The 26,016-nt window shown below is 61.2% G+C and carries 19 protein-coding genes; 9 read left to right on the top strand and 10 right to left on the bottom strand.

Translation table 11 applies throughout. From position 1 onward, the window contains the following. The first annotated feature begins 53 nt into the window (after window positions 1–53). The gene (locus ACYVM5_RS14150) at window positions 54–806 is read left to right on the top strand and encodes an EcsC family protein (RefSeq protein ID WP_460618756.1); all 753 of its coding nucleotides are present in this window, start codon (window positions 54–56) and stop codon (window positions 804–806) included. Between the two features lie 580 nt (window positions 807–1,386). Here ACYVM5_RS14150 and ACYVM5_RS14145 read toward each other — a convergent pair. From ACYVM5_RS14145 to ACYVM5_RS14135, 3 genes are all read right to left on the bottom strand, one after another. After that, window positions 1,387–2,211: an alpha/beta fold hydrolase gene (locus ACYVM5_RS14145; RefSeq protein ID WP_460618755.1), complete on the bottom strand. Its 825-nt coding sequence runs from the start codon at window positions 2,209–2,211 to the stop codon at window positions 1,387–1,389. A gap of 41 nt (window positions 2,212–2,252) precedes the next feature. Further along, entirely contained in the window at window positions 2,253–2,726 is a 474-nt protein-coding gene (locus tag ACYVM5_RS14140; RefSeq protein WP_460618754.1) for an SMI1/KNR4 family protein, read from the bottom strand. Window positions 2,727–2,818: 92 nt separating this feature from the next. Then, window positions 2,819–5,098, bottom strand: a complete 2,280-nt coding sequence (locus tag ACYVM5_RS14135; RefSeq protein WP_460618753.1) for an aconitate hydratase — start codon at window positions 5,096–5,098, stop codon at window positions 2,819–2,821. A gap of 223 nt (window positions 5,099–5,321) precedes the next feature. Between ACYVM5_RS14135 and ACYVM5_RS14130 the strand changes: the two genes are divergently transcribed. Then, window positions 5,322–6,644, top strand: a complete 1,323-nt coding sequence (locus tag ACYVM5_RS14130) for a peroxiredoxin family protein (protein ID WP_460618752.1) — start codon at window positions 5,322–5,324, stop codon at window positions 6,642–6,644. Window positions 6,645–6,884: 240 nt separating this feature from the next. Continuing rightward, a complete protein-coding gene (locus tag ACYVM5_RS14125; protein ID WP_460618751.1) occupies window positions 6,885–7,739 on the top strand; it encodes a universal stress protein in 855 nt (284 codons plus the stop codon). Between the two features lie 36 nt (window positions 7,740–7,775). Here ACYVM5_RS14125 and ACYVM5_RS14120 read toward each other — a convergent pair whose 3' ends face one another. Beyond that, window positions 7,776–9,191 (bottom strand): cytochrome P450 family protein, encoded by a 1,416-nt coding sequence (locus tag ACYVM5_RS14120; RefSeq protein WP_460618750.1) that lies wholly within the window; start codon window positions 9,189–9,191, stop codon window positions 7,776–7,778. 138 nt (window positions 9,192–9,329) lie between these two features. Here ACYVM5_RS14120 and ACYVM5_RS14115 point away from each other — a divergent pair, with 138 nt between their 5' ends. Then, complete coding sequence (locus ACYVM5_RS14115) at window positions 9,330–9,632, top strand: hypothetical protein (protein WP_460618749.1); 303 nt, start codon at window positions 9,330–9,332, stop codon at window positions 9,630–9,632. A gap of 206 nt (window positions 9,633–9,838) precedes the next feature. On the opposite strand, the gene ACYVM5_RS14110 is transcribed toward ACYVM5_RS14115, so the two are convergent. After that, window positions 9,839–10,846, bottom strand: coding sequence for a polyprenyl synthetase family protein (locus tag ACYVM5_RS14110; protein WP_460618748.1), 1,008 nt, complete (start codon window positions 10,844–10,846; stop codon window positions 9,839–9,841). A 125-nt stretch (window positions 10,847–10,971) separates the two neighbouring features. On the opposite strand from ACYVM5_RS14110, the gene ACYVM5_RS14105 reads away from it, so the two are divergent. Beyond that, entirely contained in the window at window positions 10,972–11,832 is an 861-nt protein-coding gene (locus ACYVM5_RS14105; protein ID WP_460618747.1) for an alpha/beta hydrolase family protein, read from the top strand. Further along, a complete protein-coding gene (gene folK, locus ACYVM5_RS14100) occupies window positions 11,829–12,329 on the top strand; it encodes a 2-amino-4-hydroxy-6-hydroxymethyldihydropteridine diphosphokinase (protein WP_460618746.1) in 501 nt (166 codons plus the stop codon). The genes ACYVM5_RS14105 and folK overlap by 4 nt, the downstream gene beginning before the upstream one ends. Here folK and ACYVM5_RS14095 read toward each other — a convergent pair. The 4 genes from ACYVM5_RS14095 to ACYVM5_RS14080 form a co-directional block, all read right to left on the bottom strand. Further along, on the bottom strand, window positions 12,276–13,619 hold the full coding sequence (locus tag ACYVM5_RS14095; RefSeq protein WP_460618745.1) for a hypothetical protein: 1,344 nt from the start codon (window positions 13,617–13,619) through the stop codon (window positions 12,276–12,278). The two genes, folK and ACYVM5_RS14095, sit on opposite strands and share 54 nt — an antisense overlap. Window positions 13,620–13,719: 100 nt before the next feature. Beyond that, window positions 13,720–14,610: an ACP S-malonyltransferase gene (gene fabD / locus ACYVM5_RS14090; protein ID WP_460618744.1), complete on the bottom strand. Its 891-nt coding sequence runs from the start codon at window positions 14,608–14,610 to the stop codon at window positions 13,720–13,722. A gap of 193 nt (window positions 14,611–14,803) precedes the next feature. After that, the gene (locus tag ACYVM5_RS14085; RefSeq protein WP_460618743.1) at window positions 14,804–17,761 is read right to left on the bottom strand and encodes a T9SS type B sorting domain-containing protein; all 2,958 of its coding nucleotides are present in this window, start codon (window positions 17,759–17,761) and stop codon (window positions 14,804–14,806) included. 246 nt (window positions 17,762–18,007) lie between these two features. Beyond that, window positions 18,008–20,965 carry a T9SS type B sorting domain-containing protein gene (locus tag ACYVM5_RS14080; RefSeq protein WP_460618742.1) on the bottom strand — a complete coding sequence of 986 codons (2,958 nt, stop codon included), beginning with the start codon at window positions 20,963–20,965 and terminating at the stop codon, window positions 18,008–18,010. A gap of 283 nt (window positions 20,966–21,248) precedes the next feature. On the opposite strand from ACYVM5_RS14080, the gene ACYVM5_RS14075 reads away from it, so the two are divergent. From ACYVM5_RS14075 to ACYVM5_RS14065, 3 genes are all read left to right on the top strand, one after another. Continuing rightward, window positions 21,249–22,007 carry a succinate dehydrogenase cytochrome b subunit gene (locus ACYVM5_RS14075; RefSeq protein ID WP_342296729.1) on the top strand — a complete coding sequence of 253 codons (759 nt, stop codon included), beginning with the start codon at window positions 21,249–21,251 and terminating at the stop codon, window positions 22,005–22,007. A 102-nt stretch (window positions 22,008–22,109) separates the two neighbouring features. Then, the gene (locus tag ACYVM5_RS14070) at window positions 22,110–24,044 is read left to right on the top strand and encodes a fumarate reductase/succinate dehydrogenase flavoprotein subunit (protein ID WP_460618741.1); all 1,935 of its coding nucleotides are present in this window, start codon (window positions 22,110–22,112) and stop codon (window positions 24,042–24,044) included. Between the two features lie 129 nt (window positions 24,045–24,173). Further along, complete coding sequence (locus ACYVM5_RS14065) at window positions 24,174–24,929, top strand: succinate dehydrogenase/fumarate reductase iron-sulfur subunit (RefSeq protein WP_460620187.1); 756 nt, start codon at window positions 24,174–24,176, stop codon at window positions 24,927–24,929. Window positions 24,930–25,102: 173 nt separating this feature from the next. On the opposite strand, the gene ACYVM5_RS14060 is transcribed toward ACYVM5_RS14065, so the two are convergent. Next, window positions 25,103–25,972, bottom strand: coding sequence for an aldo/keto reductase (locus ACYVM5_RS14060; RefSeq protein WP_460618740.1), 870 nt, complete (start codon window positions 25,970–25,972; stop codon window positions 25,103–25,105). Between the last annotated feature and the right edge of the window lie 44 nt (window positions 25,973–26,016).

The raw sequence follows: 26,016 nt of genomic DNA, 5'->3' as shown, positions 1-26,016 counted from the left end.
GTTCGGATTTCCGTCGGAAACGCGGACTACAAAGTCCGCGCTACATTTCACCCATGAATTCCGACGACGAACAACAAGCCCGTATCGAGCTCCGTGCCTGGCAGCTGAGAATGCAGCGGGCGCCCTCGTTTCTCAACAACTTTGCCCGGCGCGTACAAGTGCGCCTCAATGCCTTCCTGCCCGAAAAGGTGCACCAGGCCATCACGGCCGCCATCAAGCAGATGGTGCGCGGCGTGCTCTTCGGCTCGCAGCACACCACCGGCAAGGTGCTGGCCGATGCCACCTTCGCACAGCGCGAAACGGCCGTGCGCGCCCAGATTCGCAACTACCGCACCATGGCCACCGCCGAAGGGGCCATGACCGGCGCGGGCGGCTTCCTGCTCGGCCTGGCCGATTTCCCGCTGCTGCTCGGCATCAAGCTTAAGCTGCTGTTCGACGTGGCCGCCGCCTACGGCTACGACGTGCACGACTATACCGAGCGCCTCTACCTGCTCTACGTGTTCCAGCTGGCCTTCAGCAGCCAGCACACCCGCAACGCCACCTACCACCGCCTCGCCAACTGGGACGCCTACCGCCTCACCCTGCCCCTGAAACCGGAGGAGTTCGACTGGCGCACCTTCCAGCAGGAGTACCGCGACTACATCGACCTCGCCAAAATGGCCCAGCTCCTGCCCTTCGTGGGTGCAGCCGTGGGCGCCGTGGCCAACTACAAGCTCATCGAACAGTTGGGCCACACGGCCCAGAACTGCTATCGGATGCGGCACTTTGCGGCTACCGCCGAGCAAGCCTGGCACTTGCCCGAATAATCCATTCGGCAAGCTGCTGCAGCAGAGCCGTGCTTCTCACAGGCCTTGCTCATCGAGATACAAGCCACAGTGCGAACACGCCCTGATGGTGTAATGCCGGCCCTTTCCCCGGCGCATCTTCTTCCCGCAAGCAGAGCAATGGGGCGATGAGAACCACCCGCCGGGCTCCAGGCCGGCACTGCCGCACTCGGGGCAGTATTCGCCAATCTTCTCCATGTTTTGCAGGCAGCCCGGGCAAACGAGCATATTGGCCATCCGTACCGCTGATACCACCAACACGCCCATAGTAACCATCCCGCCGATGGCTAGCAGAGGCCCTAATGCCTCGCTAAACCGTTCCGGCACGACGGAACTCAGCAACATTGCCCCAATCAAGCCGCCAACGCACCAAAACACAAGGCGCTTTTGCCGGCGAAACCTGGCAGCTACCAGCGCAAACTCTGCCCGCAGCCGAATTTGCTCGTCGGCAGTGTAAGGCGCGTTGGTTATGGGGTTGAAAGGTGGTTTAAACACGGGGATACAGCTGGGGTGTGATGCAAAATCAATTTTTTACGGGTTGAAATTATGAGTTGGCCCGCCCTTACTCTTTCGCTCGAATCGTTTTCGACCGAAAAAACTCGTCGGTTTTGTGGTTGAATTCCTCCGCGTGCTCCTGCAAGGTGGCGTGGCCGCTGTTGGGCACTATCCACAGCCACGCGTGGGGCAGGTGGCGGTAGATGGCCACCGTATGCTCGGGCACTATCACGTCGCGGTCGCCGGCAATGATGAAGGCCGGCACCCGGATGCGCTGCAAGGCCGCAAGCGGAATATTGGGCTGAAACACATCCAAGCAGAATATTTTCCAGTCATTTCGGCGTTTCGGGTCGGTGATTTTGGTGTTACGGTTCTCCTGGTAGCCGCGCTGCTGCTGGCGCCACAGGCTGGGCATGAGGGCCGTGGAATCGGGCGAGAGGTTGGCCCCGGTAGCCACCAGCTTCTTCACCTTTTCGGGGTGGCGCAGGGCCAGCACCAGCGCGTTGATGCCGCCGTCGCTCCACCCCAGCACATAGGCCGAATCAATTCGCAAACTCGTAAGCAGGCCGGCAAAATCATCGGCCATCATCTCGAAGCTCAGCGAGTCGCCGGGGTCAACGGATTTGCCGTGGGCCCGGCTATCCACCGCAATTACCCGGTAGCGCTGGGCGAAATAGGGAATGTTCTTCGCAAAGGCCGAGATGTTGTCGCCGTTGCCATGAATCAGGAGCAGCGGCGGGCCCTGGCCGTAGGTTTCGTAGTACAGCTTCACGCCACGTACCAGCTGGTAGTGCCCGGCGGCGGGGTTTTGGCCGTAGGGCGGGGCGAGTGTTTGGGCAGAGGCGGTGAAGTTGTATAGAAGGACGGCAAACAGTAAGAGTTGTGCTTTCATAGTTAGGTGAGATTGGTCGCGCCAATTCAATTAATATATCCCTACTCAGTAATTTCCTCCTGCCACTTATAAAGTCCTCCATCATTGAATACTCCCCCTTCTAAAAATTTGCTTAAAAACTCCGCCAGAGAGTTGGTCAGCATTATTCCGGGCTCACCACTGATATTTGGCCCTGCATAGATTCTATAACTGTTCGGATGGTGCGAATCGATTTCAATTTTCCACGAGTCGCAGTAAATCAAATACTCAGCGAAATAAAGTTGATTGGACTGAGTACCATAGTGCGCTCTATCATAATCTACCCGTTCTAATATTTCATCAGTTGGCACTATCCGGAATAAATCCTCAGCCGATTCAAAACCATTGCAGAACTGGTAGAAAACTTTTAAATCGGCAGGCAAATTGAATCCCATCCGCTTCTCGAAGTCATCAATTAAGCTTTGTTCAGCTCCGGGATATAGCGTAATATCATTTGGACCGGCTTTAATGGCGGCAATTATTCCATGTATATTCATTTGCTGTCGAATTAGACAACTAAATATAACCAAAACGGCCGCCCCAGTTTCCTGAGGCGGCCGTTGCAATTTAAGCTGCTAGTTGGCGGAAATTATACCGTCTGGCCAGCTTCTTTCAAGCGAATCAAGTTCAGAGCCGAGCCGGCTTTGAACCACTCAATCTGACCTTCGTTGTAGGTGTGGTTGAGGGTAATGAGGTCGGTGTCGCCGTCGGCGTGGTGCAGGCGGGCCTGCAGGGGCTGGCCTTCGGTGAAGGTGGTCAGGCCGAGGATGTCGATGGTATCGCCTTCCTCAATCAGGTCGTAGTCGGCCTTGTTGGCGAAGGTGAGGCCGAGCATGCCCTGCTTCTTCAGGTTGGTTTCGTGGATGCGGGCGAAGCTCTTCACAATCACGGCGCGCACGCCGAGGTGGCGGGGCTCCATGGCGGCGTGCTCGCGCGAGCTTCCTTCGCCGTAGTTCTCATCCCCAATCACCACGGTGCCGATGCCGGCGCTCTTGTAGGCGCGGGCCGACTGCGGCACGGTGGTGTAGCCGTCGCCCTGCACCGCGAAGTTGCGCACCGAGTTGGCCTCGCCGTTGAAGGCGTTGGTGGCCCCGATGAGCATGTTGTTCGAGATGTTGTCGAGGTGGCCGCGGTATTTCAGCCACGGGCCGGCCATCGAAATGTGGTCGGTGGTGCACTTGCCCTGGGCCTTGATGAGCAGGCGCAGACCCAGCAAATCGGTGCCTTCCCAAGCCTTGAAGGGCTCCAGGAGTTCGAGACGGTCCGAAGTCGGGCTCACCAGCACCTGCACCGTGCTGCCATCGGCGGCGGGAGCCTGGAAACCGGCATCCTCCACGGCGAAGCCCTGCGGGGGCATTTCCACACCTTGGGGCTCGTCGAGCTTCACGGGGCCGTTTTTGCCGGGCAGCGTGTCGGTGAGGGGGTTGAAGGTCAAGTCACCGGCGATGGCGAAGGCCGTCACAATTTCGGGCGAAGCCACGAAGGCGTGGGTGTTGGGGTTGCCGTCGTTGCGCTTGGCGAAGTTGCGGTTGAAGCTCGTGATGATGGAGTTCTTGCGCTTGGGGTCGTCGGTGTGGCGGGCCCACTGGCCGATGCACGGACCGCATGCATTGGCGAGCACCACACCGCCCATGTCGGCGAAGGTGTCGAGGAGGCCGTCGCGGGCCACCGTGTAGCGCACCAGCTCCGAGCCAGGCGTGATGGTAAACTCAGCGTTCACGGTCAGTCCTTTGTCAACAGCCTGCTTGGCAATGCTGGCGGCGCGGGTGATGTCTTCGTAGCTCGAATTGGTGCACGAGCCGATGAGGCCCACTTCCAGCTTCTCGGGCCAGCCGTGCTCCTTTACAGCGGCGGCGAATTCCGAGATGGGCCAGGCGGCATCCGGCGTGAACGGGCCGTTCACGTAAGGCTCCAGCGTGTTGAGGTCGATTTCGATGAGCTGGTCGTAAAACTTGCCCGGGTCTGCGTACACTTCGTCGTCGGCGCGCAGGTGCTGGCGCACGGCGGCGGCAGCTTCCGCGATTTCGGCACGGCCGGTGCCGCGCAGGTAGTCGCCCATTTTCTCGTCGTAGGAGAACACCGACGTCGTGGCACCGATTTCAGCGCCCATGTTGCAGATGGTGCCCTTACCGGTAGCGCTCAGCGCCTCCGCGCCATCGCCGAAGTACTCGATGATAGCGCCAGTGCCGCCCTTCACGGTCAAGATGCCGGCCACTTTCAGAATCACGTCTTTGGCCGAAGTCCAGCCGTTCATTTTGCCGGTCAGCTTCACGCCGATGACTTTCGGGAACTTCAGCTCCCAGGCCATGCCAGCCATTACGTCCACGGCATCAGCACCACCTACACCGATGGCAATCATGCCCAGGCCGCCCGCGTTGGGCGTGTGCGAATCGGTGCCAATCATCATGCCGCCGGGGAAGGCGTAGTTTTCGAGCACTACCTGGTGGATGATGCCCGCGCCGGGTTTCCAGAAGCCGATGCCGTATTTATTGGAAACCGAGGCCAGGAAATCGTACACTTCCTTGTTTTCGGTGTTGGCTTCGGCCAAGTCAGCCGTGGCGCCGTCTTTAGCCTGAATAAGGTGGTCGCAGTGTACCGTGGAGGGCACGGCAGCCGTGGGCTTGCCGGCCTGCATGAACTGGAGCAGGGCCATTTGGGCGGTAGCGTCCTGCATGGCCACGCGGTCGGGGGCGAAATCGACGTAGGAAACGCCGCGCTCATAGGCCTGCTTTACTTCGCCGCCGTAGAGGTGGGCGTAGAGGATTTTCTCGGTGAGGGTGAGCGGGCGCGCCACGGCGGCGCGGGCCGCCTCGATGCGGGAACCCATGCCGGCGTACACCGTGCGAATCATTTCCAGGTCGAAAGCCATAGGATGCGTGTTATATAAAGAGTGGTGGCGCAAATGTAGCACCTGCTGTAGGTTATGCCTAATTTGGCGCGCAGATGCCGTTTTTAAGTGGTAAACGTAGGGGCGGCACCCGTCGTTTTGATGAAGTTGGTCTGGCTCGGCCCAAAAGTGCGGCCGGGTGGGCGGCAACCTATCGGGCCAGCTGGTGGTTGTGGAGCTTCTGTTCGCATTTTTGCGCTTACTTATGAATAACAATCTTTTCCGCCTAATGGCTACGGCCACGCTGGGCCTGGGCCTTTTCGGCTGCTCTTCCAACACTTCTACTTCCGAAACGGCCGCTACCAGCGGCGCGGCGGCTCCGGTGCTCACACCCGGCCCCTGGCGCGGCGTGCTGGCCACGCAAGGCCAGGAAATCCCCTTCCTGTTCGAGGTGAAAGAAGAAGCTGGCCAACCGGTGGTTTACCTCATTAATAAAGGCTTGAACGGCGAGGAGCGGCTGCGCTGCGAGGACATCAAATCGGCCGGCGACTCCACTACCATCCGCATGCACGCCTTCGATGCCGCGCTGGTGGTGCGCGTCGATGGTGCGGGCAAGCTGAAAGGCACCTGGGTGAAGTACGACTCGAAGACGCCTTACCGGGTGCCGGTGACGGCCACGGCTGGCGCGCAGGAGCTGTTCTCAACTGCTAAATCAGCCGAAAAGCCGGGCAATTTTGGCGGCACCTGGCGGGCCAACTTCGGCGAAGGCAAGGACAGCTACCCGGCCACGGGCGTTTTCACGCAGCAAGGCAACCACCTCACGGGTACTTTCCTCACCACCACCGGCGACTACCGCTACCTCAGCGGCACCGTGAGCGGGCAGAAAATGGCCGTTAGCACCTTCGATGGCAGCCACGCCTTCCTGTTCACGGCCCAGAACGGGCCGAAGGAGCCTATTGACATCACCAAAGAGTACGCGCCCAACACGCTGTTCGGCGACTTCTACTCCGGCAAATCCGGCCACGAAACCTGGACGGCTGTGCCCGACCCCAAGGCTAAGCTGCCCGACGCCGATACCCTCACCTACCTCAAAAAAGGCGAGAGCCGGCTGAATTTCAAGTTTCCGAACGTGATTGAAGGCAGCAGCATCTCCCCCACCGATGCCAAATACCGGGGCAAGGTGGTGGTGCTGCAAATCCTGGGCTCGTGGTGCCCCAACTGCATGGACGAGACCAATTTCCTGGCCCCGTGGTACGAGAAGAACAAGGCGCGCGGCGTCGAAATCATCGGCCTGGGCTACGAGCGCAAGCCTGACTACGAGGTATCGGCGGCCAAGCTGCGCAGCATGCGCGAGCGGTTCAAGATGGGCTACGACGTGGCCTTTGCGGGCGTGGCCGACAAAGATTCGGTGGCGAAGTCGCTGCCGCAGCTGGCAAAGTTTCTGGCCTTCCCGACCACCATTTTCCTCGATAAAAAAGGCAATGTGCGGAAGATTCATACCGGCTTCTCGGGGCCGGGCACGGGCAAGTATTACCAGGAAGAAATCGACGGCTTCAACAAGACCGTGGATAAACTGCTGAAAGAATAAGCTGGGCTGAATAAGTATAGCCTACCTGAAAGGGGCTTGTCATTCCGACGCAGGAGGAATCTGGATAAAATCACCGGATTCCTCCTGCGTCGGAATGACAAGCCCTATTTTTTTATGCGTGGCCGAGAATAATTCGGGGAAAATGCGTAGTATATTGTGATATAACATTATTTCTCCAGCCGTCGCCCGGCGCGGCGGCCGGAGAGGCGGCAATTTTCCCTCACCTCATTTATTCCGGCCATGAAAAACATCCTGGTTTGCACCGATTTTTCACCCGAAGCCCACAATGCTTTTGAGGTAGCCTTGCAGTTGGCCAAGCGCACGGATGGCCGCATCATGCTGCTGCACGTGCTGGAAGAAGCCGAGGGCGTGTCGGGCGGTTTCAGCACGATGGGCTCGTCGGCAAGCGGCCACAGCGTCGACCGGATTTTCACCATCAAACTGCTGGAAACGACCAAGCGGCGCATGCACCTCCTGCGCGATGAAGCGGCCATGCTGGCCCCTGAGGTACCGGTGCAGGACGAAGTGGAAATTGCCCGCGTCGGCGACGGGATTCTGCACGCCATCCACCGCGACCACCCCGACCTGGTGGTAATGGGTGCGCGCGGCCACGGCGCGGTAGAGCACTTTTTTGTGAGCTCCACCACCGAGCGCGTCATTCGGCTGGCGCCCTGTCCGGTGCTCACGGTGAAGCACCCGCACACCGATTTCGACGTGCAGAACATCGTGTTTCCGTCCGATTTTGCTGCCGATGCCGCCAGCGCCCTGGAGGGCCTGCGCCAGGTGCAGGCCGACTTCCCCAACGCCACGCTGCACCTGCTGCACGTGGCGGCCGGTGGCAGCGGCCACGTGGCTCAGCAGCAAATGGAGGCTTTTGCCCAGCAGCACCACCTCCTCAACTGCCAGACGGCCGAAGTAGATGCGGAGCGCACCAGCGTCGGCATTGAGGAATACGCCCAGAATGTGGGGGCCGATATGGTGGTCATTCCTACCCACGCCCGCTCGGGCCTGAGCCGCTTCCTGCGCACCAGCATTGCCGAAACCGTGGCTACCCACGCCTTCCCGCCGGTACTGACGTACCACTTGGCGGCATAGGAACCGGCAGTTTAGTAGTTGCGTCTATTCGCTTTTCTATCCCCGCACCTGCAGCCGGACCTGGAAATCGTGCTTCGGGCGGAGGGTGATGAGCGGCTGCACGGCCACGGGCGGCTGGCCGGCCACCCACTCGATGTCGAACTGCCGCAGCAACTCCAGCGTCACGAGCTGCATTTCGGTGAGGGCGAACTGCATGCCGATGCACAGGCGCGGCCCGCCGCCGAAGGGCACGTAGGCATTGGCCTGCACCGGCCGCGCCTGGCCGGGCGCAAAGCGGCCAGGCCGAAATTCTTCGGGTGCGGACCAATACTTCGGGTCGTGGTGGAGGCCGTGGAAATAGAGCGAAAACAGCGTGCCCTGTGGGATGCGCAGGCCCTGGTATTCATCATCGGCCAGGGCCACCCGGTCCACCATCCAAGCGGGCGGGTAGTGGCGCATGGCCTCCTGCACGGCATTCAGGGCGGTGCTGAGGCGCGGCAGGTCCTCAAACGCGGGGGCGCGGCCGGCCAGTACGGCGGCCATTTCCTGCTGAATGACCACGGCCTCGGCCGGGTGGTGGGCCAGCAGGTAGGTGAGCCAGGTGAGGGCGTTGGCGCTGGTTTCGTGGCCGGCCACGAGCAGAATGAGGGATTCGTCGATGAGCCGGTCGGTTGGCATGGGCTCGCCGGTGTCCTCGTAGCGCACGTCGAGCAGCATTTGCAGCAGGTCGTCGGGCGGGGTGCTGCCGGGGCGGGCGTTGGCCTGCTGGCGCTGGGCAATGAGGCCGCCCAGCAGCGCGCGCAGCTCGGCGGCCAGTGCATCATGATATGTAAACTGCCCCCGCAGCCGGAACCATGGCTTGAGGTAGGGCTGCCGGATGGAGCGCACGAAAAACGCCTGAATCTCGGTAATCAGCCCCGCCAGCCGGTCCAACTCGGCCTCCGGAAAATTGGTACTGAACACCGAGCGGGCGATGATGCGAAAGGTGAGCCGCGTCATCAGCTCGTGCACGGCCACGGGGGTAGCGCCGCCCGTCCCCGTGGCCTGCGCCACCAACGGGGCCAACGTTTCGGCCGTTATTTCCTGCATCAGGCCGGTGAGGCCAGCCACCCGCTGCCGGTGAAAACCGGGCTGAATGAGCCGGCGCTGCCGCAGCCAGTCGGGGCCGTCATTCGTGAGCAGGCCGTGGCCGATGTAGCGCGAAAAGCCCCGCGTGAACTTTGACTTGGCGTAGTTCCGGTTGTTTTTCTGCAGCACGTGCTGAATCAGGCCGGGGTCACGGGTGAGGATGCTTTTTTCGACGCCGCCGATGAATAGCTCCACCGTGTCGCCGTAGCGCGCCAGCGTGTCGTTCAGCACCGGCAGCGGGTCCTTGGCCAGCGCAAATGAGCGCAGCAACGAGCGCCAGCGCGGCAGCCGGGGCAGCCGAAACGCATTTCCCGGAGCTTTTTCAGATGCGGGCAGCTCAATCATAACACCGGGCCACACTAGGATGCGGCCCCCAAAAATAACCCGGCGCGGCGGGCAGCTCATCTTTTTTCAAACCAGCCGCGTACAGCCAGATAAGGCCCCGTGCCAATACACTTTCTTTCTCCAAACCTCCCGCTCCTTATGTGGATTCATCAGCAACCCAACGCCCCCGCCCCGCTCGCCGACCTGCAAGGCCGCACCGTCGGCCTCAAGTTTGAGTGCAACAAGTGCCACACCGAAGTCTTCACCGACCTCATCGGTGTGCCCGCCCCCAACGACCAGGCCGACTCGCCCGCCCATGCCGACAACCACGAAATCGAGGAGGTGAAGTGCCCCGGCTGCAACATGACCCACACCCTGGAAGTCGACAGCACTTTCGATGGCGTTACCTTCAAAGTGAGCGAAGTGAAGCCCGGCAGCGTGAGCTATCAGGTGTCAAAATAGGACCACGGATTCGCTCGGATTTTTCGGATTTCCCGGATTTTGTAGTCGACTGCTGACTTTAATCGACGACATTCACTACAATAAAAAAGCCTCTCGTACAAGAAGCTTTTTTATTGTTCTTTTTTCTCAATTCAGGACCCAGAATAACTACAGGCGGTCGACTACAAAATCCGGGAAATCCGAAAAATCCGAGCGAATCCGTGGTCTTATTTCTCCCGCTCAATCGTGTAATTAATCAGCGCTTCCAACGACGTGCGGCTGGGCGATTCCGGGAAAGTATGCAGAATGGCGAGGGCCTCGTCGCGGTAGCGTTTCATGGTTTGCACGGCATAGTCCAGGCCACCCGATTTTTTCACAAATTCAATGACCTGCTGCACCCGGTCGCGGTGGCCGTCGTTGTTTTTTACGTTGAAAATAACTTTGCGCTTTTCCAGCCAGGAAGCCTGTTGCAGGGCATAAATGAGCGGCAGCGTCATCTTCTTTTCCTTGATGTCGATGCCCACGGGCTTGCCAATTTCGGTGGTGCCGTAATCGAACAAATCGTCTTTAATCTGGAAGGCAACACCAACTTTTTCGCCGAATAAGCGGGCGCGTTCAATCACCTCTTTATCGGCCCCGACGGAGGCCGCGCCCACGGCCGTGCAGGATGCAATTAACGAAGCGGTTTTTTGCCGAATTATTTCGAAATAAACATCTTCGGTGATGTCTAATTTGCGGGCTTTTTCGATTTGCAATAATTCGCCTTCGCTCAATTCGCGCACGGCGTTGCTCACGATTTTCAGCAGGTCGAAATCGTCGTTTTCGAGGGCCAGCAGCAGGCCGCGCGAGAGCAGATAGTCGCCGACCAGCACCGCGATTTTATTTTTCCAGAGCGCGTTGATGGAGAAGAAACCGCGCCGGTAGTTGCTCTCGTCCACCACGTCGTCGTGCACGAGGGTGGCGGTGTGCAGCAGCTCGATGAGGGCGGCGCCCCGGAAGCTGGCATCGGGCAGCGGGTCGCCGGTGGCGGGCTCGGGGCGGGTGGCGCGGGCCGTGAGAAACACGAACATGGGCCGAATCTGCTTGCCCTTTCGCTTCACGATGTAGCCCATTATCTTGTCGAGCAGCAGCGCTTTGGTGCGCATCGACTGGCGGAATTTGTGCTCAAACTCTTCCATTTCGGCCGCGATGGGGGCCTGAATCTGGTCGAGGGACAAGGAGGAGTACTGGGGCATTGCGGCGACAATGATACGGCAGAACGGCGGAGAGGCCACCAGCGCGGCCCCAACCTTTTGGCCCGGCTACGAATTATAACTGCGTCGGCGGCCATTTGGCTGCGCTTCGCTCCTACCTTCGCCGTATGCTCACTCACGCCTCCTTCCTGCTCTCGGGCACTGCCCACGGCCGGCCCTTCGAGGCCGATGCCACGTATCAAGCCACCGGCCACGCCAAGCCCGTGCTGCTGTTCGTGCACGGCTTCAAGGGGTTTAAGGACTGGGGGCACTTTCCGCTGCTGGCCGATTATTTCGCTAAGCAGGGTTTTGTATTCGTGAAGCTGAACCTGTCGCACAACGGCATCGTGGTGGGCGGCACCGGCGATTTGGAGGATTTGGACGCTTTCGGCCGCAATAATTTCAGTATTGAGCTCGATGATATCGGGCAGGTTATCGATGCGCTTTTTACGCCGGGGGCCACGCCTGTGCCAGCGGCCGAGATGGATTTGCAGCGGTTTTTCCTGGCCGGCCACAGCCGGGGCGGCGGCCTGGCGCTGCTGAAAGCCGCCGAAGACCCGCGCGTGCGGGCCGTGGCGACGTGGGCCGCCATTGCCGAAGTGCATCCGCAGTGGCCGCAGGCGGTGTTTGATGAGTGGCAGCGCACGGGCGTGCTGCACGTGCCCAACACGCGCACCGGCGTGGAGCTGCCCATGCACTACCAGATTGTGGAGAATTACCACGCCAACCGCCCGCGCCTCGACATTCCGCACAATGTGCGCCGCAAGCTGAAACAGCCGCTGCTCATCATCCACGGCGACCAGGACGAGACGGTATCGGTGGATGCGGCCCACAAGCTACAGCAGCTCAAGCCCAATGCCGAGCTGCTGCTAGTGCCGGATGCCACGCATATGTTCGGCGGCGCGCACCCCTGGCCCGAAACTGACCTGCCGGCCCCCGCCCGCCACGTAGCGGAGGCCACGGCAGCCTTTTTCAAGCGGCAGAAATGAGCCGCCAACCCGTGCTGGCCTACCTGCTGCTGGGCTCTAACCTGGGCGACCGCGCCGCGCTGCTGGCGCAGGCCCGCGCCCGGCTGGCGGCCACGGCCGGGGTCCTCGTGGCCGAATCCGGCATTTATGAAACGGCCGCCTGGGGGCGCGAAGACCAGCCAGCGTTTCTGAATCAGGCACTGGCGTTGCGCACTGCTTTATCGGCTGAAGAGTTGCTGACGGCGTGCCTGGACACGGAGCGGGCCGCTGGTCGCGAGCGGCGCGAGCATTGGGGCAGCCGCACGCTGGATGTCGATATCCTGTTTTTGGGGCCGGAAATAATTGCGACGCCGGCGCTGAGCGTGCCACACCCGCGCCTGGCTGAGCGCCGCTTCGCACTGGTGCCGCTGGCCGAAATCGCCGGTTCGCTGGTTCATCCGCAGCTGGGCGAAACGGTGGCGGCCCTACTCGCCCGCTGCCCCGACCCCTTGCCCGTGCGGCGCTGGAATGCCGAATGAGCCGGCTGGCAGCGGTGGCACTCGGCGCAGCTCCTGCGCTACGTGCCCCACCCGCACCGCTGCGCCCAGCAGCCAGATGGCCACCAGCCCTGCCCCCAGCCAGCGCGGCGCCCGGGCCGGCCACGCCGCCAGCACCAGCACCACCACGGGCGCAAACAGTACGCTGGCGTACCGCTCGGCATCATGAGTGCCGGCGGCGCTTTGGGCAAATACCGTGAGGCCCGCCACGAGCAGAATAAGGGTTACGCTGGCGCACCAAAGCGTTTTCAGCATCAGGTGAAGGCGGGAATCAGACTCAGTTTGTGAGCTGGGAACCGTAGTTGGGCGGCGTAACGAAGCCGTCATTGGAGCAGCTTCGGGAAGGGTGTCCGCACCATGAGCAGCGGCCGTTTTGGCCGTAACAGCTCTGCGATTCGGCCACAATAGCCAACCCAGCAGCAGCAGCCCGACCGCCCACACCATCACAGGCAGCAGAGTCCGGCCCGAGACCGGTAGCGGCAGTAGCCAGCGCGTCAGCACAAAACCGTAGTCGGCCGCCGAGCTCAGCAGCTGGCCTCCGCCCCGGCTGGGATGATAGCGGCTGGGGCCGGCCACCAGCAGCGCGTACCACTGCCACAGCACGCCGGCGGCTCCACTTATCAACAAGTGTAAAAAAAGCATTGCCCGGTCACGCACCGAAAGCCTGCGCCACCCGCCCATCAGCAGCCCCGCTCCCACCCCGGCCAATAGAAAAAGGCCCAAAGTGCGCTGCAAAGGCATCAAAATCCCAGCGGCTGTGAGCAAGCCCCACCACTGCCATTGGGCCGTGCGCAGCCATTGCCACAGCACCACCGCATAGGCCGCGAACAGCAGCAGAAAGACACTTTCGGCCCATACAAATTTGCTCACCAGCAGCCACGGCGTGCTCAGGGCCAGTAGCATGGGCAAGACCAGCGCCCGGCGGGCCGGCAGGAGCTGCCGGCCCAGCCAGCTCCACAGCAGCAGGCTGCCCAGCAGGCACACACCGTGCAAAAGCCGCAAATCCGCCAGTGAGCTGCAGACGCTCAGCAGCAGTGGGAATAACGGCGGCCAGTAGCGGTACGGCGTGCCGTCGGGATTGAGCAGGTGGCCGGTTTCGCGCAGCGTGTGGGCGGCGTAGAGGTAATAGTGCGAGTCGCCGGTGCCAGCCAGGCCGGGCGCGGTGGTGTAGGCAAACAGGGCTAATTGCAACAGCCCGGCCGCCAGCAGCCCCGCAAAGGGCCACCAGTAGCGCCGGGCTGCGGCAGAATCAGAGAGAACAGTTTGGGCCATCGGAAGCGGAATGTAGCGCGAACTTTTAGTTCGCGCCCCCGCGCCGTTATAATTGTTTGGGTATCGTTCGGGGGGCGCGGACTAAAAGTTCGCGCTACAGCTAGAAGCTACCGACTGTCGCAGTGGGCACAATTTTCTTCACCAGGCCTTGCAGCACTTTGCCGGGGCCGCACTCCACGAAATCGGTGGCACCGTCGGCGGCCATGCGCTGCACCAGCTGCGTCCAGCGCACAGGGGCAGTGAGTTGGGCCAGCAGGTTGGCTTTGATTTCGGCCGGGTCGGTGTGAGGCAGCGCGTCCACGTTCTGATACACGGGGCAGCGGGCGGGGCTGAAGGTGGTTTTCTCGATGGCCTCGGCCAGGGCGGCGGCGGCGCTTTGCATCAGGGGCGAATGAAAGGCTCCGCCCACGGGCAGCGGCAGGGCACGCTTGGCGCCGGCGGCTTTCAGGGCTTCGCAGGCCTGGGCCACGCCTTCCGTTGAGCCGGAAATGACGAGCTGGCCGGGGCAATTGTAATTGGCGGCCACCACTACATTGCCGGCGGTGGTGATTTCCTGGCAGATGCGCTCCACGGTGGCATCGTCGAGGCCGAGGATGGCGGCCATGGTGCCGGGCTGCTCCTCGCAGGCGGCCTGCATGGCTTGGGCGCGGCGGGCCACCAGCGGCAGCGCGTCTTCAAATTTCAACACGCCCGCGGCTACCAGGGCCGAGAATTCGCCTAGCGAATGGCCCGCCGTGCTAGCTGGCTGGAAATCGGGCCGCGCCACAAACTGCGCCACCGAATGCACAAAAATGGCAGGCTGCGTAACGTCGGTGCGGCGCAGGTCCTCTTCGGAACCGCTGAACATAATGTCGGTGAGGCTGAAGCCCAGGATGTCGTTGGCGCGGGTGAGCAGGGCACGGGCGTCGAGGTTCTGGTCGAACAGCTCGCGGGCCATGCCGGGAAACTGGCTGCCCTGGCCGGGAAAAAGCACGGATTGAGTCGGATTCATCGGAAGTCGCGGATTGGCGGTTTTTCGGGTGGTGGGAATTGGCAAATGGCGGCCCGCCGCCACCTCGGCAGCGGCAAAGCGGGCGCAAGCTGCACAAAAAGCGGCATTGCCCAAAAAAAGCGGAGCCGACCACCGGGCCGGCTCCGCTCAATTCACAATTTACAGCAACTGGATATTTCGGCTAATTCCGTGATTAGCGGACAATTTCGACCCAGCCTTTATAGGTGCGCTTGGTGTTGGCGAAATCGGCAAACTCGACCTCAGCCAGGTAGAAATACACGCCGTCCACGGTTTTCACTTTCGTGTTTTTCTCGCCGGTGGGGCCGCCGCCGTCCCAATTGATGAGGATGGGGTCATCGGCCGTGGTGGTGTTTTCGAATACCTTGGTGCCCCAGCGGTTGAAGGCCTGGAAGTGGACGCGCTGCACCGGGCTGCTGTTTTTGGGCCGGAACTGGTCGTTGGAGCCATCGCCGTTGGGCGTGAAGATGTTGGGCAGCTTGAAGAACACACAGTTGTCCTGGCAGGCCACGTTGCTCGTGTCGCTCACCGCGCCGCTGCTGGCCACGGCCTGGATGGCGTAGCAGCCACCCGAAAAGGCGAGGTTGCCGTGCACGTAGCTGGTGGTAGTGGTGGTGCCCAGCAGGGTGAAGCGCCCCGTGGGCGTGGGCCGATAATACACGCGGTAGCTGGCCGGGGCCGCGTCGCAGCCGGCCGGGGTGTTGCCCACCGTCCAGCGCAGGCGGTTGCTGTACTTCTCGCCCTGGCGCGGAAATTCATTCAGGCTGGCCAGGCTGTCGCAGTTGGTGGTCAGCAGTTTGAGCACCGGCGTGCAGGGCGGCGAGATGAGCGTGAGGCAGCGCTCCTGGCTGCGGTTCAGCAGCGAGCTCAGGAAGCCGAAACCAGGGTAGCGCCCATTCGTTTCCACATAGTAGCAGTAGTCCTGGCCTTTCACCAGCGCGGGGTCGCGGTCGGCGTAGGTGCCGCCGGCAGCCGTTGAAGGTGCCGTGCCGATGCGCACATAGGGCCCGGCATTGCCGGTGCGGCGGTAGATGGTGGTGGGCTGCGTGGCGTTGTCCCAGGGCACATTATATGTCCAGTTCACCGTGATGGCCGTGGCGGCCACGTTGGCGGGCAGGGCGCTCACGCGCACACTGCTGGCCGTAGGCGAAAACTCGCTGATGGGCGTGGCCAAGACCTGCACAAACTCCAGCTTGTAGGTGTACTGTTTGTTCTGGGTGTCGAGGTTCTGGTCGACATAGCTCGTGTCGGCCAGGGCCGTGAAGGGGCCGTGGGCCACCGCCACAAAGTCGGCGGCAGCCGGAGTCAGCCCTTCGGCGCGCGACAGGTTATAGCGCACCGGGCTGGTAAAGGTGCCGCTCACCGGGCGGGGCTGGGTCCAGCGCACGTTTATCTGGCCGGTGGTGGCGCTGGTGGTGGCCACGTCCACGTTGGTGAGCATAGCACCCCGGCCGGCCACTTGGGCGCAGGCTTCGTTGGAGGCCAGGCTCTCGCCGCCGGCCGGCAGCGGGAAATCGGCATAAATGCGGTAGCAATAGTTCTGGCCGCGGTCCAGGCCGCGATTTACTTTCGTCACCGGGTCCGTATTCAGGTCCGTGAAGGTGGTCACGTTGGGGCCCACCGTGCCGATGCGCACGTAGCCCGACGATGCCGGAATGCCCGTTTCGCACCCGCCCGGCACAGGGCCGGGGTTCACTTTGCGGTAGATGTAGAAGTTGGCCGCATTGGCGCAGGTGTAGGTATCCCAGTTCAGCACCATGCTGTTGAGGCCACCCGCTGCCACGGCGGGCGTGGCGCGCAGATTCTGCGGGGCCGGGCCCACCACCGTAATGCGCCAGGTTTTTTCGTCTATCAGCGCCGGGTTGGTGGTAGAAGAGCCCGCCGGATTGTCCTGGGCCTTAAACACAACCAGGTACGGGACCTTGGCCACGTTGCTGCACGTTGTTTGCCAGCTGAACGTACCCGTGGCCTGCGGCGGGCCGGTCGTGGTTTGGCGGAACGTAGCAGGCGGAATAATGCCACTATAGGCAAAGAGCGTGATGGGCGACTGCGGGCTACTGGGCGAAGCCGCGTCCACGGCCGTCACGGCACCCGTAATACGTGCTCCGGCCACCACGCAAATATCCTGCGGAATGGTAATGGTAGGACGCAGGTTGGTCGAGGCCGTCACGATTATCTGCATGTCCCGAATCACTTTACCGATGAGCCGCCGCCCCAGCGGTACGCGCCGCCATTCTTCTACCTCAAACGCGACGTTGTAGAAGCCCACCGCCACGGGCGCGTTCCAGGTAATCTGGCCGGTGTTCACGTCCTGCTCAAAAATGGCATCAGCCCCAGGCACCCCTAGGGGCACGCCCCCGTAAGCCACCTGTACGGCCCGGGGGTTTCCGGCGGTGATGGCCTGGTCGTTGGGGAAGCGAAAATTGGGCACGGATTGTGGTACAGGGGTATTGTTGCCCGTGCCAGCCCCCTGCCCCGAACAGGGAAAGCCGCCCACTGACCCGCGAATGCCTGCGGGCACCTGCTGGCTGGCCCGCAGGTGGAAAGCCAGCGAATCCTGGTCCGCATCATATGCCCCGGGATTATGCAGAAACACCTGGCTTGTGGCCGCTTTGTCAACAGCCGGGGCCGTGAAGACGGGCGAATGGTTCAGCCCCAGCGCCGGGTCGATGTAAACATAAGTTCGGATGTAGAATGACTGGTTTTTTGAGTCGGTCATGTTTATCACGCCGTCGTTGCGGTTTTCGCCGATAAACTCAACGTTGTAGCCCCCGGTAGCCGGGTAAATATGCTCGAAATAGTAGATATTGACGCTGGTATCCGAGTTGCCCGGAATGGCCCGCTTCACGGCCCGCGGTATGCCATCGATGCAACTGGAAGTTCCGTCGCCAAAAAAGATGGTGGCCGATGGCTGGTCTACCGGCGAGCTGTTATCCGTATAGAGCACCATCTTGAAGAAAATGCGGCGCGGGTTAGGAGGCGTTGTAGTATCCACCTTGGCCTGAATATCGCCGGCGCGCAGGTGCGACGCCTGAGCCACGTTTGGGCGCAGACTCAGCCCGGTTAGCATCAGTACCAGCAACAGCGCCAGCCGTGCGCCGGCTCCACCCCGGAGTAGAAGAAATTGTATCATATAATGTCGAACAGAGGAAAGAAAAACCGTTGGCCTTACGCTGATTCGGGCCCCAAAGGCTGGCCCGGCAACGCGAAGCTATACGAGAAGTAATGGGAGAAGGAAAAGTTACGCCGCCTGCAGCCGAAAGCCAACCACAACCCGTCGCCTTCAGCGCCCGGATTGCACTAAGCAGCCCCGCAAAAACCGCTCCGAGCAGGGCGTTTTTGCGGGGCTACCGATATAATTAAGCTGAAAAAGCGGGCGCTAGCGAATGATTTCAACCCAGCCCTTGTAGGTGCGCTTGGTATTGGCAAAGTCCGCAAACTCGACGTCGGCCAGGTAGAAGTACACGCCGTCGCTAACTTTGGCGCTGGTGCCGTTGCCCGATTCGCCCGTGGGCCCGCCGCCGTCCCAGTTGATGAGCACGGGGTCGTCGGCGGTGGTCGTATTCTCGAAGACTTTAACCCCCCAACGGTTGAAGGCCTGGAAATGGATGCGCCGCACCGGGCTATTGTTCTTGGGCCGGAACACCGAGTTCTGGCCGTCGCCGTTGGGCGTGAAGATGTTGGGCAGCTTAAAAAACAGGCAGTTATCCTGGCAGGCTACGTTGCTCGTGTCGCTCACCGCGCCGCTGGCCACCACGGCCTGCAGGGCGTAGCACCCGCCCGAAAAAGACAGGTCCGAATGCACGAAGCTGGTAGAGGAGGTGGTGCCCAGCAGGGTGAAATGCCCCGTGGGCGTGGGCCGGTAATACACGCGGTAGCTGATGATGTTGGCATCGCAGCCAGCGGGCGTGGTGCCCACCGTCCAGCGCAGGCGGTTGGTGTAGCGCTCCCGCAGGCCCGGGAACTCGGGCAGGTTGGCCAGGCTGTCGCAGTTGGTGGGCAGCAGGGTGAGCACCGGCGTGCAGGGCGGCGAGTTGAGGGTGAGGCACTGCACCTGGCTGCGGTTCAGCAGCGAGCTCAGGAAGTCGAAGCCGGCGTAACTGCCCTCCGTCTGCACGTAGTAGCAGTAGCTCTGGCCCTTCACCAGCGTGGGGTCGCGGTCGGTGAATGTGCCACCGGTAGCTCCCGTCGGGGCAGTGCCAATCTGCGCCAGTGCGCCCGTGGCGCCGGTGCGGCGATAGATGGTAACCGGCTTGCCCGAGTTATCCCACGGCACCTGGTACGTCCAGTTCAGGGTGATGGCCGTGGGCGGGTTGTTGGCCAGTGCCGTGAGACGGACGCTGCTAGCCGTGGGCGAGGCTTCCGTGAGCGTGGTGCCCTGGCCCGGGGCGAAGGTGCGCACAAATTCCAGCTTATAAGTGTATTGCTTGTTCTGGGTATCGAGGCCTAAGTCGACATAGCTCGTGTCGGTGAGGGCCGTGAATGGGCCGTGCGCCACCGGCACAAAAGCGGTGGCGGCCGGCGTCAGCCCCTCGGCCCGCGACAGCACATACGACGGAGTGCCCGTGAATGTGCCTCCGCCAGTTGGGCGGGGCTGGGTCCATCGCACGTTTATCTGGCCGGTGGTGGCACTGGTGGTGGCCACGTCCACGTTGGTCAGCATGGCACCGCGTCCGCCCACTAGGGCGCACGCCTCGTTCGAGGCCAGGCTTTCGCCGCCGGCCGGCAGCGGGAAATCGGCATAAATGCGGTAACAATAGTTCTGGCCCCGGCTCAGGCCGATGGTGGTGCCAGTGGCGGGGTCAACGTTCAAGTCCGTGAAGGTGGTCGCGTTGGGTGCTACCGTGCCAATGCGCACGTAGCCCGCCGAGGCCGGAATGCCGGTATCGCACGGCCCCGGCGTGAACGTGGAGGGGTTCACCTTGCGGTAGATGTAGATGTGGGCCGCGTTGGCGCAGGTATACGCATCCCAGTTCAGCACCATGCCGTTGTAGCCGCCCGGCGCGGCGGTAGGCGCAGCCCGCAGGTTTTGGGGCGGCGGCCCCACCACGGTGATGCGCCAGGTCTTCTCATCAATCAGAATCGGCGTTGGGGCATTGGGGCTGTCCTGGGCTTTGAACACCACCTGATACGGCAGGCCAGCCACGTTGCTGCAATTGGTTTGCCACTGAAAGGTGCCGGTGGCCTGCGGCGGGCCAGCCGCCGTTTGGCGAAAGGTAGCGGGCGGAAAAATTCCCCCGTAGGCAAACAGCGTAATCGGGGTTTGGGGGCTGCCGGCGGTCACGCCGTCCACGGCAGTCACGCTGCCGGTCACCGTTTCCCCGGCCACCACGCAAATGTCGGGCGGAATGGTCAGGGTGGGCCGCAGGTTGTTGGTGGCCGTAATGGCTATCTGCATGTCCCGAATTACCTCCCCAATAAGCCGACGGCCGAGGGGCGTGCGCCGCCATTCCTCCACCACCATCGCCACGTTGTATAAACCCACCGCTCCAGGGGCGTTCCAGGTAATCTGACCGGTATGCACGTCCTGCACGAAGATGGCCGGAGTTCCCCCTGAGCTCGATGGTACACCACCGTAGGGCACCGTCTGACTACTTCCAAGGGCCGGGTCGTTGGGGTACTTGAAATCGGGCACCGTCACGGGCCGGGGCGAATTGTCGCCGGTGGCACCGGGGCAGGGCGGGCCCACGATAGTAGACGCCAGCCGGGGCTCCTTCTGGCTGGTGCGCAGGTGAAAGGCCAACGAGTCGTGGTCGGCATCATATGCTGCCGGATTGTGCAGAAACACCTGCCCCATAGCACCTTTATCAATGGCCGGGGCCGTCAGCACCGGCGAATGGTTCAGCCCCAGCGCCGGGTCGATGGTGATTTTGGTGCTGATGTAAAATGACTGGTCGAGCGGGTTGCTCATGTTGATGACGCCCCCGTTGCGGTTTTCGCCCACAAAGCTCACCGTATAGCTACCAGTAGCCGGGTAGGTATGCTCGAAGTAATAGATACTGAGCGCCGTATCGGAGTTGCCGGGAATGGGCAGCCGCCCACCCGGCCGGGCAATGCCGGGGTTGCAACTCGACGTACCGTCGCCAAAAAAGATAATCGCATTCGGCTGGTCCACCGAAGTTGGCCCCCGGCTGATGTCGAGGTATAGAATCATCTTGAAAAAGATGCGGCGCGGGTTCGGGTTGGCCGTGGTATCCACCTTGGCCTGAATGTCGCCCGCCCGGATGTGGGTGGCCTGCGCCACCTCGGGCCGCAGGCCCAGGCCTGCCAGTAGCACCATCAACAGCAGCGCAGCCCGCGCCAGCGTTCCAGCCCGCGGAAGAGTAAACTGTACCATACCAACTCAGTTACTAAGAAAGGAAAACCGTGATGCAGGCCCGGGCGCCCGGCAGAGGGGCCGGCTTTCGAAACCGTACTCTGGCAGCCTTCGCTATGTGCTAAGCCACACGCCCATGCGTGTTAACGATGCCAGCCGCGGATAGATTCACCACGTCCCTGCAATGTTTTTTTGGAAGGGGCGCGCTTGCAAGAATCGGGCCCGCCCGTTGCCCGGTTAGCGGGTGGGGGCTACCTTTGGGCGACCTAAACACACCTCTTCACTTCCCTAGTTTGGCTACTTTATGAGTTGGATAACAAAAACATTAACCAGCAGCATCGGCCGGAAGATAATAATGGCCGTTACCGGCCTGTTTCTGTGCTCGTTCCTGGTGGTTCACCTGATTGGTAACCTGCAGTTATTCAAACACGACCAGGGCGCGGCCTTCAACACCTACTCCCACTTCATGGGCACCAACCCCATCATCCGCACCATCGAGTGGGGCCTGGTGCTGGGTTTCGGCTTCCATATTTTTGAAGCCCTCGTGCTCACCCGCCGCAACAAAGCGGCCCGGGGCGCGCAAGGCTACGTGAGCAACCACTCGGAGCAGAACTCGGAATGGACCTCGCGCAACATGGGCATTCTGGGCAGCATCATCCTGATTTTCCTGATTGTCCACCTCTACAATTTCTTCTGGCGCGCCCGCTTCGCCGGCGACCTGCCCAAAATGGGCGGTGCCGACCCGCTGACCAGCGACTACGACAACCTGTACATGGCCGTGGTGTCGTCGTTCCACATCTGGTGGTACGTGCTACTGTACGTGGCTGCCCAAATCAGCCTCGGCTACCACTTGTGGCACGGCTTCCGCTCGGGCTTCCAGACGCTGGGCCTGAACCACCGCAAGTACACCCCGCTCATCAAATACGTGGGTTACACCTTCGCGGTAGTGGTGTCGGCGGGCTTTGCCTCTATGCCACTCTACTTCTTCCTGTTCACCAATGCGCAGGGAGAAATGGCCGCCAACGCCCCAGCCTTCCTGCACACCGTGGCCTCGGCTTTTTAATTGATTAGGAGCAATAAAACCGGCTGGCTGCGCTAACACCTGCGGCGTTCGGCGGTTATCTTATTGCTCTATCACTCAGTCATTCCATCACTCCGTCGCTCTATGCTGTTGGATTCCAAAATTCCCGAAGGCTCCCTCGCCGAAAAATGGGACAAGCACAAGTTTAACGTCAAGCTCGTGAACCCCGCCAACAAGCGGAAATACGACGTGATTGTGGTCGGCACGGGCCTGGCCGGCGGTGCCGCCGCCGCCTCGCTGGCCGAGCTGGGCTACAACGTAAAAGCCTTCACCTACCACGATTCGCCCCGCCGCGCGCACTCCATCGCCGCGCAGGGCGGCATCAATGCTGCTAAAAACTACCAGAACGACGGCGACTCCGTGTTCCGCCTGTTCTACGATACCATCAAGGGCGGCGACTACCGCGCCCGCGAAGCCAACGTGTACCGTCTGGCCCAGGTATCGGTCAACATCATCGACCAGTGCGTGGCCCAGGGCGTGCCCTTCGCCCGCGAATACGGCGGCCTGCTGGCCAACCGCTCCTTCGGCGGTGCCCAGGTGAGCCGAACCTTCTACGCCCGGGGCCAGACCGGCCAGCAACTGCTGCTGGGGGCCTACTCGGCCCTGAGCCGTCAGATTGCTTACGGCAAGGTGAAGATGTACACCCGCTCGGAAATGCTCGACGTGGTGATTGTGGACGGACAGGCGCGCGGCATTGTGACGCGCAACCTGGTGACCGGCGAAATTGAAACCCATGCCGCCCACGCGGTGGTGCTGGCCACCGGCGGCTACGGCAACGTGTTCTACCTGAGCACTAACGCCAAGTATTGCAACGTGACGGCCGCCTGGCGCGCCCACAAAAAAGGCGCGTTCTTCGCCAACCCCTGCTTCACCCAGATTCACCCCACCTGCATCCCCGTGAGCGGCGACTATCAGTCAAAGCTCACGCTGATGTCGGAATCGCTCCGTAACGACGGCCGCGTGTGGGTGCCCAAAACGGTAGAAATGGCTGAGCGCGTGCGCAAAGGCCAAATCAAGCCCCAAGACATTGCCGAGGATGACCGCGACTACTTCCTGGAGCGCAAGTACCCTGCCTTCGGCAACCTGGTGCCGCGCGACGTGGCTTCGCGCAACGCCAAGATGATGTGCGACGAAAACCGCGGCGTAGGCAGCACCGGTCTGGCCGTGTACCTTGATTTCTCCGATATCATCAAGCGCACGGGCGCGGAGGCGGTAAGCCAGAAGTACGGCAACCTCTTCGACATGTACGCCAAAATCACCGACGAGAATCCGTATGAGATGCCCATGCGCATCTACCCGGCGGTGCACTACACCATGGGCGGCCTATGGGTCGACTACAACCTGCAAACCACCGTGCCCGGCCTGTACGCTACCGGCGAGTGCAACTTCTCGGACCACGGCGCCAACCGCCTCGGCGCGTCGGCCCTGATGCAGGGTCTGGCCGATGGTTACTTCGTAATCCCCTACACCATTGGTGATTACCTGGCCAACACGCCTCCAAAGCCGGTGGATACCAACCACCCCGCCTTCGCTGAGTCGAAAGCCTATGTGCAGGCCCGCACCGAGCAGCTGCTCGGCATCAAAGGCAACCGCACACCTGATGAATTCCACAAGGCGCTGGGCCACTTGATGTGGGAATACTGCGGCATGGCCCGCACGGCCGAAGGCCTGAAGTTTGCCAAAGAAGCCATTGCGCAGCTGCGCAAGGAGTTCTGGCAGGATGTGAAGGTGGTGGGCACTGGCGAGGAAATGAACCAGGCGCTGGAAAAAGCCGGCCGCGTGGCCGACTTCCTGGAGTTGGGCGAGCTGATGGTGGACGACGCCCTGAACCGCAACGAAAGCTGCGGCGGCCACTTCCGCGAAGAGTACCAGACCCCCGAAGGCGAGGCCCTGCGCGACGACGAAAACTACGCCTACGTGGCGGCATGGGAGTATCAAGGCGACAACCAGCCCGAGAAGCTCAACAAGGAAGAGCTTGTATTTGAAAACGTGAAGCTGACCCAGCGCAGCTACAAATAGATAATAGACATGAGACCTTAGATATGAGACTGAAGAATGCCATGGCTTTGGCCGCTTTCTCCAATCTCATATCTCGTGTCTCTCACTTCTCATAAAAAAATGGCCGGTTCCAACCCCAACGCTAAACCGATGAACCTGACCCTGAAAGTGTGGCGGCAGCCCAACCGCCAGGCCCAGGGGAATATTGTGGAGTACCACGTGAAGGACATTTCGCCTGATATGTCGTTCCTGGAGATGCTCGACGTGCTGAACGAAGACCTGCTGCACGCCGGACAAGACCCGGTGGCCTTCGACCACGACTGCCGCGAAGGCATCTGCGGCTCGTGCGACTTGTTCATCAACGGCCGCAGCCACGGCCCGGAGAAGGGCACTACCACCTGCCAGTTGCACATGCGCAAGTTCTCGGACGGTGACACCATTACCATCGAGCCCTGGCGCGCCAACGCCTTCCCGGTGAATAAGGACCTGAGCGTGGACCGCTCGGCGTTCGACCGCATCATTCAGGCCGGCGGTTACGTGAGCGTGAACACCGGCGGCGCCCCCGACGGCAACGAAATTCCAATTCCGAAGGAGATTTCGGACCGCGCTTTCGAGGCCGCTACCTGCATCGGTTGCGGCGCTTGCGTGGCGGCTTGCAAAAATGCTTCCGCAATGCTGTTCGTATCGGCCAAGGTTTCGCAGTTGGCCTTGCTGCCCCAGGGCAACGTGGAACGTAAAACCCGGGTTGAAAACATGGTGGCCCAAATGGACAAGGAGGGCTTTGGCGCCTGCACCAATATTGGCTCATGCGCAGCGGAGTGCCCGGTAGGCATCTCGCTGGAGAACATTGCTATTCTGAACCGTGAGTTCCTGGCGGCTAAAGCTACTTCGAACAACCTAGCGTAATTCAGTTGAAACACTAGTAACAGAAAGCCCCGGCAGTAACTACTGCCGGGGCTTTCTGTTACTGAACGGTGTAAAGACGCATACTTACATCTCGTCGTTGAACAGTGTTAACTGAAAGAAACCTAGATAGTACAGACGATGAGACGCAGCTATGCGCCTCTACACCGTTCTGACTACGCCGGCTGGACGGCATCCAGCGCCTTCATGTCTTCAGTTGACAGGTGAATGTCGGCTGTTTTCATGTTCTCTTCCAGATGCTTCACTTTGGAGGTGCCGGGGATTAGCAGGATGTTGGGCGAGTGGTGCAGGAGCCAGCTCAGGGCAATTTGCTGGGGCTTCACGCCGTGCCGGGCGGCAATCTGGTCCAGCGCTTTGAGGGCATCGGCATTGCCGCCGCCGAGCGGGAACCACGGAATGAATGCGATATTTTGCTCGCGGGTGTAATTAAGTTCGGCCTCCCACTTGCGGTTTTCGACGCTGTACATGTTCTGCACCGACACGATGGGCACAAATTCCTGCGCCTTTTTGATGTCGGCCACGCTCACTTCGGACAGGCCGATGTGCTTGATACGGCCATCCTGTTGCGCTTTTTGCAGGAATTTCAGCGTATCCTCGAAAGGTACTTTAGGGTCGATGCGGTGGAGCTGATAGAGGTCGATTTGCTCCACTTTCAGACGCTTGAGGCTGCCATTGAGAGCTTCTTCGAGGTGCTTGGGGCTGGCATCGATGGGCCATTCGTTGGGGCCGGTGCGGAGTAGACCGCCCTTGGTGGCAATTACGAGACCTTTGGCGTAGGGGTGCAGGGCTTCGGCAATCAGCTCTTCCGACACATTGGGGCCGTAGCTATCGGCGGTGTCGATGAAGTTGACGCCCAGCTCCACGGCCCGCTTCAGCACGCGGATGGATTCGTCGTGGTCGGCGGGCGGGCCCCAGATGCCTTCGCCGGTAATGCGCATGGCTCCGTAGCCGAGACGGTTGACGGCAAGGTCGCCGCCGATGGTGAAGGTGGCGGGGTAGGTAGCGGCAGTGGTTTTATCGGACATAAGAAATGACTTGGAATAGGAATCCCCGATGCAAATAGTGCGGG

The organism is Hymenobacter ruber, assembly GCF_054783255.1.
Note: the sequence above shows the minus strand (reverse complement) of the source record. Positions and strands in the feature narration are given on the sequence as shown.